Genomic DNA, 14280 nt, shown 5'->3' with positions numbered 1-14280 from the left:
CAAGCTCCGCGTGGGACGCGGCCTGCGGCGTGGTTCGCTTACGGGCCGACCGGCGGCATCCACTCCCCACGGTCGATGGCCTCCTGGAGCCGCGCGGCGAAGTGCACGTGCGCGGCCCGCATCTCCGCCTCACGGTCGGCCATGAAGAACGGCTTCTCGTAGCCCTCAGGCGGTGCTGGGCGCTCGCCCTTGTCGAAGGCCACGAACTGCTCGTAGTGCTCCTTGGTCTGACCGAAGCCGTAAGTGTTGTGATTCCCGGCAATCTTGCGACCATTGGCATCGAACCAGGTCTTGGCTTCGTAGTCACCCAACACCGGGTATCGAGACGTGTAGATGGCAACAAGCTGATCGGCGGTCATCCCGAGCCACACCGCCACGATCGCGTCCAACTCGACCAAGGCCGCACGGCGTTCCCGCTCGGTACGCAGGGGGGTGTCGTACCGCCAATCCGGCGCGAGATTCGCGCCTAGCGGCGCCAAACCTGGCCACTTGTTAGCCCACTTTTCGGATCCTACCCACAGCGAATCAAACAGCTCGGCCCATAGGGGTGCATACGCCTCGGTAAGACAGTTGAGCCGCAGGGTACGCAGGAGAAGCGGGCTTGCCAGAGGGTGGTCCGGATCGACAGCAGGCATCTTATGTGCTTCTGCGACACGCAGATGTGCACGGCCAGTGATTCGAAGCAAGTAATCTAGAGGCAATGCCGCCCAGAAACCTGCGCTGAGAGACGTGACACGATTGTCAACTAGCGCCATGGAGTTCACGGCATCGACGTGTGCTGGACCCGGCGAAATAAGTGCCGCAAACAAGCTACGCTCAGTATCAAAGGGAATCATCACGCGCCATGCGAGTCGATAGAATTCCGTATAGCGGCGAGCAGTCATCGATGCCGCCAACACCCCGGCACTATTCGCTTGAGCTTCGCTAATTGATCGCTTCGCCGACTCCTTTTGATACAGCGTGTGCGGCTCGGCAAACATCGAGCGATGCAGCCAGAGGTCTTGCATCTCGACATAGCGCTCTACAGGGCATGAATCCGCACGTCGATAGTTTACGCGCGGAATGGCATCAGCAGGAAGGGACCTAGCATCCCATGCCGACCAGTCTCGATTCGTCCGGCAAGGAATATTAGGCTGCTTATTGAACGGCGTAGCCACAGCAAAGTGTGGACCTTGCAAGATCACATCATCGAGGAGCGCAGGTTGGGTGCCGGACCACATAATTGTCCCGTCTCGCTTGGAATTCGTCTCGTTGTATCCTTGGGTGATTTTCGGGGACTGGCTTTCGAGACGATTGACTACGGCCGCCAAAGCCGCGATCGCTCCCTGCTCATCCGTCGTCACGGGATAGAGCAAGGCGGCTTGCGCGTCCCCCACTCCAGACGTCCCGGAAACCCGATTCCACTGCCGCAGCAAGGCTTCGTCGACCTGCACCAAGCGAGAACGATGTGGACGGATTTCCCACTCTCCTTGATGTTTGATACCAGGCCTGGCCCCTGTGCCGTCATGCCCAAATGAATCCGTGAGAGTGTTTGGATGAAACAGCCAACTCACATGTGTAAATTCGACAGACTTTTCACTCCCGTAGATATTGACGCCGAATTGTCGCGTACCTTCAACATCTTCAAAAATCTGTAGTCGATTCGAGAAATGTGCATGTATCCGCAGCCGCCGGTAGGCGGCCTCCCGGAGGCTCCCATCTCTCACTCCTCCGAAATGTGTGCCCGGATGAATCAAACCCACCAGACCGAAGTTTCCAAGGTTCTTCCAAGCGCGACACATGAAAGCACGATAATAGTCGGGGCGAGTTCCCGTGAGCAACGGATACACCACCGGCGAACTCAGAAATGAACTAATACCGATCGTTTTGGTCAATTCTCCGATATATTCAAGAAGATCGGCACGATTTCTGAGAGCACCCGCTTTACGGTCTGCCCAGCCTGCGGTACCGGGCTTCTCACTTAGCTTGAACCAGGGCTCTATTTCCGCCAGTACTGCTGACTCTTCCCACTCTGGTCGAACCCATGGCGGGTTCCCTACCTGAAGATCAAACCCCCCGTTCTTACTCGTAAAGATTTGCGCAAAATTCAATTCCCAGTGGAAGAATCCATGGCCGTCCTCAGCCTGAATCTCCCGCCCAGTAGACCCCGCAATGTCCTCGACCGTGTCAAGCCACGGAAAACGTGATTTCAACTGAAGCGGGCCGTCCATACCCATGGCACCCGTAAGCGAGTTCTCGTGATCCGATAGATCCGCGAGTGAGTCGAAGGTCGTCACGAGCATGTCGTCCGACACGTCCACCGTGCCGAGTGCGGCCTCAAGAAAGTCGATCCAGTCATCGAGGTCCGCCAGGGCGATCCGCTTGCGACGCTGGTCCACAATCCGAGCCTTGCGGGTGCCGGTAGACCGCTGCGGCGCGGGCCGAGATGCCTTGACCGTCGACTCCGACTCCTCACCATCGAGACCCGGGAACAGAGCGGCGGTCTCCCACCGCTGCTCATCAAGGACCAACTCGGGGAACTCCACCGGGGCCGCCGGAGCCGTTGCGACCTCCGCCTCCTCCGCCATCTCATCCAGTTCCTCCGCCTTGTCCAGCGGCCAGAACCACAGCGCGCACCACGCGTCCATGACCTTTTTCAGCCGCCAGTACGGAGTCCCAGGCGCCGTCAGGTCCGCCAGCACCTTCTCCTTACCGACGACCGACTTCGGCGGCCGAAGCCAATCCGCCCCCCACACGTCGACCTCGCGAGCGATCTCCCGCTCCGAGATCCGCAGCCGCTCGACCACCAGGTTCCACAGATACTCGGTCCGCCGCGCGACCCCCTGCAGCCGGGCGACCTGGCTCTCCCGTTGCCCTCGCTTCTTTTTGGCCGAAGGCGCCTTGTGCACCGCCTTGCGCCAATCACCCAGCCGCTTGGCCGCCTCGGGCGCAAGCGCCTTCGCCTCCTTCTCCCCCGCAACCGCGCCCCACCCGATCGCCGGCAACAAGAAGTGGTGCACCGCCCCCTCCGGCAACGCGCCGTCGCGGAACGGCAGTTCCCTCGGCCCAAGGGTGTCCTTCCCCACCAACCACCGCCCCTTGGGCAGCGCGTCCGCCTCGTACACCCGCCGCCCGGCTCCGATCAGCGAGTTCCCGCGCCGCAGGTGCAGCCCGAACCACGGCGCCTGCATCCCCGGGTGCATGGTGTTGAGCCACAGCGACACCTCGGCCAGTTCCACAGCCGTGGCGTTGAGGTCGACGCCGTAGGCGTTGTGCAGCGCGATGTACGCCTTGGCCTTCTGGAGCTCGATCGCCCGCCGCTCGGGGTCGATGCGCACCCCGCGCTCGGCCTCCCGTCGACGCAGATACTCGGCCGCGACCTGATTGACCGCCTCGTTGAGGAACGCGCCCGATCCCAGGGCCGGTTCGCAGATCGTCCACTCCAGCAGCTCGCGCGCGGGCGTGGTGGTGCCGTCCTGGTCCAGGCGGTGCTTGAGGGCCAGTTCGACCGTGACCTGAGTCAAGGACTCAGGGGTGTAGTACGACGCCGACGTTTGCCGGTCGCGTCCCGAGAGGCGGTAGACGAAGGTGCCCTTCGGATGCGGCACCCGTTCCTCACTGCCGGTGACCTCGTGGGGGCGCTTGACGAAGACCTCATCCGGATAGTCCGCGACCTTGGACGCCGGAATCATCCAGCTCCCGCCGGAGGCATCGCCGCCCTTGGCAACCTCGTACAGGTCCTCGGTGGCGATGAAGCCCGTGTAGGACATCAACCCTTCGTAGACCGCGCCGAGTTGGTTGATGCCGAGCTTGGCGTACGAGATGAAGCCGCCGCGCTCACGGCCCTTGCCTCGGGTGAGCATCAGCCGGCGCAGTACCTTGTGCAGAGTCTCGTTGCGCAGCCTGGTGTCCAGAAATCTCGGCGCGGCTTCCGGATCCTCCGAGTCGTACAACGGGTTTTCGAAACCGCGACCGATCGTCTTGATCGCGTCCGGCTCGAACAGCTTGGAACGCAGCGGCTCGAACCGTAGCCCTACGTCCGCGCTTCGGGCAGCCCGTCGAGCCCGCTCGGCCTCCCGCAGCCGTTCCGTGTGTTCGGCCGACGTGATCGTGCCGTCGGCGAACAGCCGTGCCGCCTCGGCTTCGGCCTCCGCGGCCCTGCGGTCGGCCGCGTCGGCCTCCCGATCCTCAGGCACGCTCCCGTGGGGCCGGTGGCCCCTGTCGACCATGCGAAACAGCAGGTCCAGGGACTCGTACAGGTGCACGCCGCAGCGAGATCGCTCCCCCACCATGTCGCGAACGACCAGGTCACCCATCCGTTGGAGACCGTAACCCTGCCCGTACTCGGGGTAGTCGGCGGGAAGGATACCCAGCTCGGGCCGCGACTCGGCGTAGAGCAGGAACAGCACTCGATACAGGTAACGCAGCGATTCGCGGGTGAGCTGCTTGGCGAGCGCGGCCGGGTCTTCGACGAGTTCGGGCTGCACACCCTGTTCCCGCATCCGGGTGAGCACCTCGTTGGCGATCAGTTCGACGGAGGCACGCAGGCCCTCGCGCAGCTCGGTGGAGACACCGACCGCGTGCTTGCTCGATCGGTCGACGAGGTCCGCGAGCGGTGCCGCGGCACCGTCTTCGGGCACACGCAGCGCGTCGGCACCGAACAAAGCGGCAATCGTGTCGAGTTCGCCGCCGTGTCGATCGTCCTTGCGGTCCAGCGCGGTGTCCAGGCAGACGGCGAGGTATCGCCCCTCGGCCCAGGCGAGACGGTCGGCGAGCACCATCACACCGCCTACGAGCAGCAGCACATAGCGCGGTGGTTCCTCGCTCTCGAACAGGAACCGGACGAGGGCTTTTCCGTCGATCAGTTCCTCGCCCGCGTCGAGCCGCAGGGGTCGCAACAATCGGCCCGCGCCGTCCGGATCGAGGGCTGCGTCGGGTTCGGTGGTCCAGCCGCAGCAAACAGCGACCACGCCGGCCTCGGCGTGTGCCACCTCGACGGTGTGCTCGCGTCCGGCACGGTGGACGGTGACGGTCTGTTCGTGGGCATCGGCATACCCGAGGGCCCGCAGCGTGCTCAGGTGCAGTTCGGTGACTCGCTTGGACCAGTCGCCGGAGGGCGGCGCGGCGAGTTCGGCGCCTTTGGCCTCCTGGGTTTCCCGGTCCGCTTCGGCGAAGTACGCGCGGCTGTCGAAGTACGGCCCGTGCAGGGCACGCAGGCTCTGCCTGGGAGTACGCCTGCGAGCCGGGACCGCTGCCGGGTCGTCGCCTCGGTCGGTGGCCTCGGCTATGGCGGCCTCGTGGGCACGCTTCTCCTCGGCCTCGAACGCGGCCCACCGGGCCAACAACCCGTCTTTGGCCTTGAGGTCCTTGGGCAACACGTCGGCCAGGTAGTGCGCCGAGAAGTAGTCGCCTCGGTTGACCAGGGAGTCGTAGGTCATCTCAGTCGTCCGCCTTGTCGATCACGGCCAGTACCCGGAGCAGCGGCCTGCCCGTGGTGCGCAGTTCCTTGACGAGTCTCTGCTGTTCGAGCACCGTCTCCCCGACCACTTCCGCCCCACGAACCGACATTCCGGGAAGAATCTGCTCGTGCCATCCGGCCAAACGACTCTCATAGGCCGCCAGCGGCGCACTGATCGCCTCGTCCCATTCCGCCCTGCGCTTTTCGAGTTGCTCGGCGGCGAACGCGACGGCATCCGGTACCAGTGCCTGTAGCCCGGCCAGATCGCGCGGCTCGGAGGTCCGCGCCAGATCCGGACCCACCCGGGCCTGTTCCAGCACCTCGGGCATCTCGACCAGTTCCGGTGCGGCCGGCAGGCCCTTGACGGCCATCCAGGCCACCACCGTGGGGCGGCCGCGCGCATTGGAGTACAGGCCCTGAATCAAAAAGGCCGGGCCGTCGATATGCGGAGAGGTGATCACCGGGGCTTCCTGGCGACCGAACCTGACCAGGACCTTGTCCGTCAGCCACTCGACGAACGGGTGGATGTCGGTCAAGAAGGAGACCGTCGGCCAGATCGTGGAGCTGCTGTCCCGGGCCTCGGTGAGCTTGCGGTCCGCCAAGCCCCGATCGAAGGTGAGCAGCATGCGCTCGGCGATGCCCTGTTCCTTGAGGTAGGACGGCGGCAACGCCTTGAGTCGGTGCAGCAAGTCGGGTGCCTTGAGCGGGGACAGCGACAGGTAGGCGCCCCCCACGCGGTCGTCACCTCGGCTCAATGCCAACGCGTCCTCGGCGCAGTCGTCGAAGACCTCGGCAAGCGCCGCGTCCACGAACGGCGCGGTTTCACCGCCGAACAGGCTGGGGACAACGGCCCGAAGCGGTGGGTCCTGCTGGGTACTCGTGTCGGCCCCGCCGAACAGATCGGTCAGCAGGTCCTCGGTTCCGGAGGTGTCATCCAAGAACTGCTCGACGGTCCGGCCTTCGACCAGCTCCCGCACCAGCCGACGCTCCTCCTCGTCCGGCCGATAGATTCCGGTCACCGCCTCGGCGGTGCCGTTGAGGCGGTACGCCTCCTCCTCGCGCCGGAGCAACTTCTCGGCAACGGTGCGGTCGTCCTTGGCCCCGGCCTGTCCGGAAGTGAGGATCATTGCCCGAAATTCGGGTGATCGGTGCTGTCCATATCGATCGATGCGGCCGTTGCGCTGTTCGATGCGGATGAGGGACCACGGGATGTCGTAGTGGATCAGCTGGTTGCAGTGGCGATGCAGGTTGACGCCTTCGGATGCGACGTCGGTGGTGAACAGGAGTCGAACCGGATCATCGGCCAGGCCGAACGCCTCGACGCACTTCTGCTGTTCGTCATCGCTGAGGCCGCCGTGCATGAGCCGGACGGCCCCACGGGCGGCCTTGTCCTTGCTCGTGTCCTTGGCGCCCGCATCCAACGGGAACCCGAGCCTCGGTGGAACCACGTTCGCGAGCCAGGTGATGGTGGGCACACGTTCGGAGAAGATCACCACCCGCTCCGCGCTGCCCGGGCCGACTCCGATGGCTTTCAACTGAGCCACGAGCTGGTCGAGTTTGGCCGAATCGCCGAGTGTGGTGCCGTCACCGATCCCGTCCGTGAGTTCGCGCAGCCGGAGCAGGGCCTTGTGCTCGTCGTTCCCGTTCAGGGCGGATCCCCCGCCGTTCGCCTTGCCCGGCGCGGCCTTCTCCAGCGTTTCGACGCGGCGCTTGATCGTCTGCGCGAGGGCGACATGCGAAGACAGGAACGACTTGAGCAGGTTGTAGGCGAACAGCGGATCGGCCGCGACCGACCGAGGTTCCTGATCCGCCGTACCGAACTCCGTGCTGCCGCTCGCTTGCGGAAGCCAATACGTGGTCAGCTCGGCGAAGATCGACTCCTCGACGGCCGTGGCCGAACAGTACAGGGAGTGGGTGGGGCCACGGTCCGCCCACGCGTCACCCATCTCGTTGCGGACCTCCGGGCTGACCTTGGTGCGACGGATGAACAGGTGCCCGAGATCGCGCTCCGGATCGTAGACGTCCGGATCGGCGATGGCGGCCGGGTCGAGCAGGCTGATCAGATCGGCGAACGATCGCTTGTCACCGTTGTGCGGCGTGGCGCTCGCGAGCAGCAGGGCGTCGGTGCGTGGGGCGAGGGTCTCGGCCAGGGCCCGCCGCTGGCTGCCGCGGTTGATCAAGTTGTGCGACTCGTCGATCACAACCGCGTCCCACTGAATGCGTTCGAGGTGGTGGCGGTACTGGCCGATGTTCTTGAGCGTGTCGACCGAGATGATCACGCGCTTGTAGTGCGTGAAGGGGTTGCGCCCTGCCGGGATCTCCCGCTGGACGCGCTGGATGCCCAGTGAGTCCAGCCGCACGAGCGGAATCGCGAATCGGGTCCACAATTCGTGTTGGAACTGCTCCAGGACGTGTTGCGGAGTGACCACGAGGATGCGCTCGCCGCGACCCCGTCGGATCAGCTCGGCCAGGGTCAGGCCGATCTCCAGGGTCTTGCCGAGCCCGACGACATCGGCGATCAAAACGCGCGGGCGCAGGTTGCGCATCGAAAGCGCGAGTTCGGCGGGCCGCTGCTGGTAGGGGAGGGGATCCATCAGGAAGCGGTCCGCGAGGGCGAGGCCCCGCTCGGACTGGGGCAGGGGTGTCTTGCGCAGCACCGCTTCCAGGAAGAGGCGGCTGCGCCGAAAGTACGGGGAGGAGTCGACGACCAGGTGGGTCTTGTCGGGCTCCAGCAACTCGATGTCGACGTCGATGCCGGAGAAGAAAACGGCTTCCTGATCCCGAACGAATTCCGAGACACCGATGGCCTCGATCCGGTCACCGTCGTAGGTCGTGCCGGTCGTGTTCTTGACCAACCATTCCTCGTCCCGAACCAGGATCTGCGCTCCCGGCGGGAACCGCGTCTCGTGTTGGCCTGCCACCGGTCGTACCTCCATCAAGCCGTGTTTCCCGTGCCGACTTCGGCAAAGTCTTCCGATCAAAATCGCGCGTCAGGAGCGTACGCGGCGCGCATGCGTTCGGCGATCGCCAAGGGGACCGGAAGGCGTGGACCAGACGCCCCCCAGGGCTGTTCGGCGGGATCATGGCCCGCTCGAACCGGTGCCCGACGCTCAGAGGTGACGCCGGCGTCGACGATTGCCGCCTCCGCTTGCGGACCTGTTCCCAGCTCCGACCTCCCCTGGGCGGCGGGATCCAAGAGCCCGGGCACATACTCGACCTCAGGAGGCGACGTGGTCTCCACTCCGAGATCGGGAAGCACCGGAAGGTCCGACGCCGTGCAGTCGGCGAGACGACGCTTGCCCTGCCCTGCCGTGAGTCCGTGGCCGTGCACGACGGCCACAAGCATCCTCGTGACCTCGTCGAGGGTCGGCCGCGCTGACGGGTCACGTTTCAGCATGGCCTTGATCGGATCCATCAGTTCCGAAGACAAGCCCGACAGATCGGGGGCAGTCGCAGGATCCTCGATCTTGAGCGCCGTGGCCTGCCACGTGGTTCCGGTGTACGGATAGTGCCCGGTGGCGGCGTACAGCAGGACCGCACCCAAGGCATACACGTCGGCGGCCCAATTCAACTGCTGCTCGCCACGGGCCTGCTCCGGTGGCATGCACGTGATGGAGCCGACGACGAACCCGGTGGCCGTGAACGCGCTGCGGCGCTCGGCCAGCACCGCGAGACCGAAGTCGATGACTTTGGGTCCGTACTCGGCCAACAAGATGTTCGGCGGCTTGAGGTCACGATGCAATAGCCCGGCCTCGTGAACCGTGCCGATGCCCTCGGCCAACAGCGCCCCCAGACTCGCGGACTCCGCAACTGGAAGAGGGCCGTGTCGTTCGACGTGGGTGCGCAGATCGTGTCCGTGCACATACTCGACCACCAACCACGGCTGCTCCGCATGCGCGTCGGCGGCGACAAATGCGGCGACTCCCGGCCCGTAAACGGTCTTGAGGTTGTCCACTTCATGGATGAACCGGGCCCTGGCATCTTCGTCCAAAACGGAAGGCTTGATTACTTTGACGGCCACATGCCGTCCTGCCGCCGACTCGCCGAGGTAGACCCGCCCCATGCCGCCCGCGCCGATCCTGGCCAGGAGGGTGTACCCGTCGATCGACAACGGATCCCCAGGTTGAAGCGGTTCCACCGACGTCACCCCGTCACGTCCAGTACCTCTGCGCATGACAGTCTAGGCGCGCGATGAGGTGCACCGATTCCGTTCGCACCACCGGCGCCGCAGCCGCTGCGTACCTTGGCGGGCTGGGCTCGTCACTGGGAAGAGCAGCGAGCTTGTCATGGTCCCGGTCTCGTACCGGTTCAGATGAGGCCACGTCGGGTGAGTTCGGCGGTCAGGTTTCGTTTGCGGTGGTGTTCGGTGCGGAGTTTGGTGAAGTGCTCTTGCCACTCGGGCTCGTGGCCGGTGGCTCGGGAGACGTCTCGGGCGCGGGCGAGGAGGTCGGCGGCGCGGGCGTAGGCGTCGTTGCCCATTGTTTTGATGAGGGCTGCGGCTTCTCGGACGTAGATGGCCAGGGCTTCGGTGGGGCGGGTGGTTTGGCAGGCTTCGGCGAGGCGCAGCCAGTGGTCGCGGTTGGCGCCGAAGGTTTCGGCTGCCTTCCATGCCTGGTCGAAGTGCTCGTCGGCGAGCAGGACGTCGATCAGGACTCGGGCCGCCCAAGTGCCGGTGGGCCTTTCGCCGGCTGCGGCGCGTAGTAGTCGCAGGGTCTCGGCGCGGTAGTGGTCGAGTTCGCCGATCGCCCGGGCGGCTTCGAGGACTTGGCTGTGGAGCGCGACGCTCGGCTGGTGGCGGAATTGCTCCCAGCGGATCTTCAGGGTGTCCGCGTCCCGGCCTGCGGCGCTGTAGCGCTGCGTCAGGTAGTCGGCGAGCCTGGGCTCGTTCGGGTGTTCGGTGAAGCCGCGTTCGGCCCAGTCGAGGGCCTCGGCCTCGCGGTCGGCGGCGGCGAGGACCTGGGCTATGCGGAGGTAGGCGTAGCCGTGGGTGAGGTCGTCGGCGAGTGCCTCGACCTGCGCGTCCGTGTCTTTTCGTACTTTGGCCAGGTCTTCCCGGAGATGCCGGATCAACCACCTGTGCTCGTCGTGCCTGCCGGCGCGGTCTTCCTGGATGGCGCGCAGCCTGGCGGCGTAGTGCGTGATCCCGGTTTCCCCGAGCGGCTCGGTGTAGTCCCGGATCGCCAGTTCCGGCCAATTGTGGTTCGCGAGTTGGAAGTTGATCAGCCACTCGGCCAGTTCGGCGGGGTCGGGTGAGGCGGCCGCGCACGCTTCGGCGTGCAGTTCCACCAGGGCTTCGCCCTCCTCGGTGATGCCACCGTCGGAGTCGTCGATCTCGTCGAGGGCCGTGCCGATCAGGCTCAAAGCGCGGGCGGAGAGGTCGATGACGGCGACGTGATGGGCGCCCTCGTACAGCTCCCGCAGCGTCTCGGCGATGTCGGCGACGGCCTCGGCGTAGGCGTAGGCGCCGCGCCGGTCCAGGTAGCCGTAGGTGCGGAGCGCGCGGCCCAGGTGCTCGCGGATCGACGTGATGTCCGGGCCGGCGCCGCCGTCGGTGCGGGCCGCGCGCAGGGTGAGCCGCCGGCGCAGGTCGGGGTCGCTGCGGGCCGCCTCGTCGAGGAGGTCGACGAGTTCGTGGGGATCGAGCGAGGCCAGGTAGGCGCGGAGGTCGAACGTGGTGGCCTGCGCCGCCTCGACCGGGTGAGCCGTGGCGGAGCGGAGGAAGACGAGGCCGACGGCGACGCAGTGCTTGCAGAAGTAGCCCTGTTCGCCGTACGGGCAATCGCAGTCGCCGGTGAGGCCGTCCGCTCCGTATTCGAGAACCACCGCGTAGGTGTCGTTTCCGTATACGACGGCCGTGACGTAGCCCGGATCCTCCTCGGTGAGGTTCGCGACTGCGTCGAGGTAACCCTCTCCACGGCTGTACGACTTGTCTCCGGCGGCGTCGAGGAGGTCCTGTTCGGTGAACGGTGGTGGTACCGGCATGACTTCCATCAAACCGCAAGTTCCCGAGCCGCACGTCCCGGTGCCGGAAATGCTGTTCTCCTACTTGTCGGGAGTACCGGAGAGGTGGCGCAGGGAGCTCAGGAGGCTTGCGTATTCGGGGACCTCGGCGAAGAAGGCTGCGTCGGCCGCCTCGACGTCGTGCATGGCTCGCTTCGCGAGTGTGCTGCCGGGTTCGGTGATGCGAAGGAGCTTGGCCCTGGTGTCGGTCGGGTCGGTCTCCCGGGTCAGGTAGCCCTTGGCTTCGAGGCGGCGCAGGACTTGGCTGACGGTTTTGACATCCATGCCGGCGTGCGTGGCCAGGGCGAGTTGGTTGGGGTGGGCGCCCTGGGTGTCGAGCCAGTGCAGGCTCGCCAGAAGTACGAATTGAGGGTGGGTCAGGTCGAGGGGGGTCAGGGTCGCGGCCATGGCACGTTGCCAGCGCAGGGTGGTGTGCCAGAGCAGGAAGCCGGGGCTGTCTTCAGGGCTCAGGGGCATTTCGGGCGCCGCCTTCGACGTGCGTAGGAGATGGAGAGGACGCAGGGACGACGGGGCGTAGGGACTGGAGGAATTGGCAGGAGCAGAGGGACGAGAGGAGATGGTCGAGGTAGACGCCGTCCAGGATGACCCGCGTCCGACGGCCTGCGGCCTGCGGCAGGCGTTCGTCGGCTGCTCCGGATCGATCCGGCCGATCCGGTCCGATCCGGCCCGGACCGATCCGGTGCCGGTCGGCTCGATCCGGTTCGGTTCCATTGGGTTCAGTCCGGTTTGCTTCGTACGGTCCGACCAAATCTCGCCCCGCGTAGATTATCTGTACACAGATTGTCTTCACAAGGATCATGCCCCCATGGGTGTGGGGTGGACGTCCTCTCCTCCGCAGAGGGCGCCCACCCCACGAGTCGGGAGCCGGCCGGGTCTACCCGGCGGGCCTTACAGCCCCTGCGCCGCGTATACGGCCACGCCCTCCACGTACGTCCCCAGTACTCCCGTCTCGCCGATCTCCGTCGCCGGGCCCGCGTACGGGTCGCGGTCGAGGACCACCACGTCGGCGAGCTTGCCGGGCTCGATGGTGCCCGTGTCGTGGTCGCGGTGGTTCACGTACGCCGTGCCCACCGTGTAGGCGGCCAGGGCCGCCGTGAGGTCGATGCGCTGCTCGGGGAGGAAGACGGTGTCGGACGGGTCCGCGAAGGACGGCAGTACGCGGTTGACCGCCGTGTGGATGCCCCACATCGGATCCGGTGCGCTCACCGGCCAGTCGCTGCCCGCCGCCAGCGTGGCGCCGGAGCGGAGCAGGTCACCGAACGGGTATTGCCACGCGGCGCGTTCGTCGCCCAGGAACGGGATGGTGAGTTCGTCCATCTGGGCCTCGTGGGCGGCCCACAGGGGTTGCAGGTTGGCGGTCACGCCCAGTGCGGCGAAGCGCGGTACGTCGTCGGGGTGGATCACCTGGAGATGCGCGATGTGGTGCCGGTGGTCGCCGCGGCCGTTCGTCGCGAGTGCCTGGGCGAAGCCGTTCAGCGCCTCGCGGGCGGCCCGGTCGCCGACCGCGTGCACGTGTACCTGGAAGCCGTGCGCGTCCAGCAGCGTGACGTGCTCGCGCAGCGCGATCGGGTCGACGAAGCTCAGGCCGCTGTTGCCGGTGTGGCAGCCGCAACCGTCGAAGTAGGGCTCGTTCAGGGCGGCGGTGAAGTTCTCCGCGACGCCGTCCTGCATGATCTTCACGCTGGTCGCCGCGAAGCGCCCGACCGACGAGGACGCCCGCAGGTCGAGCAGTCGTTCCAACTGCTCGGCGCCGTGGTCGCGTTCCCACCACAGCGCGCCCACGACCCGGGCGGTGAGCTGCCCCGAACGGGCCGCCGTGAGGTAGGACTCCAACGGGTCCAGCCCCGGGTGGGCCGAGCCGACCATCGCGTCCTGCCAGGACGTCACACCGACCGAGTGCATGCGCGCCTGGCCGGCGAGCAGCGCACGCAGGGCGTCCGCCGCGTCCAGGCCCGGTACGAGGTCGCCGACCAGGGCGGTCGCGCCCTCGTGCAGGGTGCCCTGCGGGGTGCCGTCGGCCTCGCGCTCGATCCGCCCGTCGGCCGGGTCCGGGGTGTCCCGGGTGACGCCGGCGAGTTCGAGGGCGCGCGTGTTGACCCACGCGCCGTGGCCGTCCGCGTTGATCAGGAACGCCGGGCGGTCCGGCACGATCGCGTCGAGTTGGTGCCGGCTCGGCGTACCACCCGCGAACGCCTCCATGCTCCAGCCGCCGCCGCTGATCCACGCCTCTTCGGACCGGTCGGCCGCGTACGTGCGGATCAGCGCGAACGTCGCCTCGGCGTCCCGCGCTTCGGAGAGGTCGCAGCGGATCAGCGTCATCCCCGCCAGGGCGGGATGGACGTGCGAGTCCTGGAAGCCGGGCACCAATGCCCGTCCGGCCAGGTCGATCACGTCGGTACGCGGGCCGATCAGGTCGCGTACGTCCGGGTCGTGCCCGACGACCACGATCCGCCCGTCACGCACGGCAACCGCCGTGGCCCGGCGACGAGCGGCGTCGATCGTGTGGACCGGCCCACCTCGGAAAACGACATCGGCAGGGGTGGACATGAGACTCCTTGCGCAGACGACGGGAAGGGAAGCAACGGGCGAAGGCGGTGGATGGGGCTGCGAACGGGAAGCGGACGACCGGCGCCAAAGGCACCCGAAGGAAGCCAAAAGGCGCCCAAGAACACCCAAGGACCAAGGACGCCCAAGAACACCCGAGGACCAAGGACGCCCGCGGAAGCCCGCGGAAGCCGACGCAGAGGTCACGGGGGCACCGAGATGCCCGGGCTCACCGCCCGCCGCCGAAGCTGTGTGGAGTATCGACGCGGGAACGTTCC

Annotated in this window: 6 protein-coding genes; all 6 read right to left on the bottom strand. The window is 66.4% G+C overall.

What is annotated here, in order from left to right; all coding sequences use genetic code 11:
* Positions 1-38 precede the first annotated feature (38 nt).
* Positions 39-5417, bottom strand: a complete 5379-nt coding sequence (locus ACFZBU_RS00310; RefSeq protein WP_391581204.1) for a class I SAM-dependent DNA methyltransferase — start codon at positions 5415-5417, stop codon at positions 39-41.
* A 1-nt stretch (position 5418) separates the two neighbouring features.
* Positions 5419-8373 (bottom strand): SNF2-related protein, encoded by a 2955-nt coding sequence (locus tag ACFZBU_RS00305; protein WP_391581203.1) that lies wholly within the window; start codon positions 8371-8373, stop codon positions 5419-5421.
* 41 nt (positions 8374-8414) lie between these two features.
* Positions 8415-9575, bottom strand: a complete 1161-nt coding sequence (locus tag ACFZBU_RS00300; protein WP_391581202.1) for a serine/threonine-protein kinase — start codon at positions 9573-9575, stop codon at positions 8415-8417.
* A gap of 170 nt (positions 9576-9745) precedes the next feature.
* Positions 9746-11419: an SWIM zinc finger domain-containing protein gene (locus ACFZBU_RS00295; protein WP_391581201.1), complete on the bottom strand. Its 1674-nt coding sequence runs from the start codon at positions 11417-11419 to the stop codon at positions 9746-9748.
* Between the two features lie 60 nt (positions 11420-11479).
* Entirely contained in the window at positions 11480-11914 is a 435-nt protein-coding gene (locus tag ACFZBU_RS00290) for a MarR family winged helix-turn-helix transcriptional regulator (protein WP_391581200.1), read from the bottom strand.
* A 432-nt stretch (positions 11915-12346) separates the two neighbouring features.
* Positions 12347-14005 (bottom strand): amidohydrolase, encoded by a 1659-nt coding sequence (locus ACFZBU_RS00285; RefSeq protein WP_391581199.1) that lies wholly within the window; start codon positions 14003-14005, stop codon positions 12347-12349.
* Between the last annotated feature and the right edge of the window lie 275 nt (positions 14006-14280).

The organism is Embleya sp. NPDC008237, from assembly GCF_042956465.1.
Taxonomy (GTDB): domain Bacteria; phylum Actinomycetota; class Actinomycetes; order Streptomycetales; family Streptomycetaceae; genus Embleya.
Note: the sequence above shows the minus strand (reverse complement) of the source record. Positions and strands in the feature narration are given on the sequence as shown.

What these genes read in the sequence shown, in the direction of transcription:
- ACFZBU_RS00310 (WP_391581204.1), bottom strand. Translation starts at nt 5,417, where the DNA reads ATGACCTACGACTCCCTGGTCAACCGAGGCGACTACTTCTCGGCGCAC.
- ACFZBU_RS00290 (WP_391581200.1), bottom strand. Translation starts at nt 11,914, where the DNA reads ATGCCCCTGAGCCCTGAAGACAGCCCCGGCTTCCTGCTCTGGCACACC.
- ACFZBU_RS00305 (WP_391581203.1), bottom strand. Translation starts at nt 8,373, where the DNA reads ATGGAGGTACGACCGGTGGCAGGCCAACACGAGACGCGGTTCCCGCCG.
- ACFZBU_RS00285 (WP_391581199.1), bottom strand. Translation starts at nt 14,005, where the DNA reads ATGTCCACCCCTGCCGATGTCGTTTTCCGAGGTGGGCCGGTCCACACG.
- ACFZBU_RS00295 (WP_391581201.1), bottom strand. Translation starts at nt 11,419, where the DNA reads ATGCCGGTACCACCACCGTTCACCGAACAGGACCTCCTCGACGCCGCC.